The 624-nt window shown below is 65.2% G+C and carries 1 protein-coding gene; it reads right to left on the reverse strand.

Features of this window, described 5'->3' with window-relative positions; genetic code table 11:
- On the reverse strand, window positions 1-624 hold a 624-nt coding region (locus AF337_RS12195), incomplete at both ends, for a cadherin-like domain-containing protein (RefSeq protein ID WP_152971018.1).

Consider the following 624-nt stretch of genomic DNA (forward strand, 5'->3'; position numbering starts at 1 on the left):
AGTTGGCATCCGGCGTGAAGGTCCAGCTGCCGTCATTGTTGTTGACCAGGCCGCCGTGGTTGGCGGTGAGGCCTGACACCGACAGCGGGTCGCCGTCGACATCGGTGAAGCCAGCCAGCAGGGCAGCGGTGCTGAAGGTGTAGGGTGTGTCCTCGCTGCCTGCCGCAAGCGTCGCCGCATTGCCGCTGAGGACCGGCGCGTCGTTGACCGCATCAAGCGTGAAGCTCTGGCTTGCCGGCAGACTGCCGCCATTTCCGTCGATGACGGTGTAGCTGAGGCTGACCGGGCCGTTGTAGTTGGCATCCGGCGTGAAGGTCCAGGTGCCGTCATTGTTGTTGACCAGGGCGCCATGATTGGCGGTGAGGCCTGAGACCGACAGCTGGTCGCCGTCGACATCGGTGAAGCCGGCCAGCAGGGCAGCGGTACTGATCGTGTAGGGCGTGTCCTCGGTTCCCGCCGCAAGCGTCGCCGCATTGCCGCTGAGGACGGGTGCGTCGTTGACCGCATCAAGCGTGAAGCTCTGGCTTGCCGGCAGGCTGCCGCCATGGCCGTCGATGACGGTATAGCTCAGGCTGACCGGGCCGTTGTAGTTGGCATCCGGCGTGAAGGTCCAGCTGCCGTCAT

It is taken from the genome of Rhizobium ecuadorense (assembly GCF_001187535.1).
In the GTDB taxonomy this organism is placed as follows: Bacteria; Pseudomonadota; Alphaproteobacteria; order Rhizobiales; family Rhizobiaceae; genus Rhizobium; species Rhizobium ecuadorense.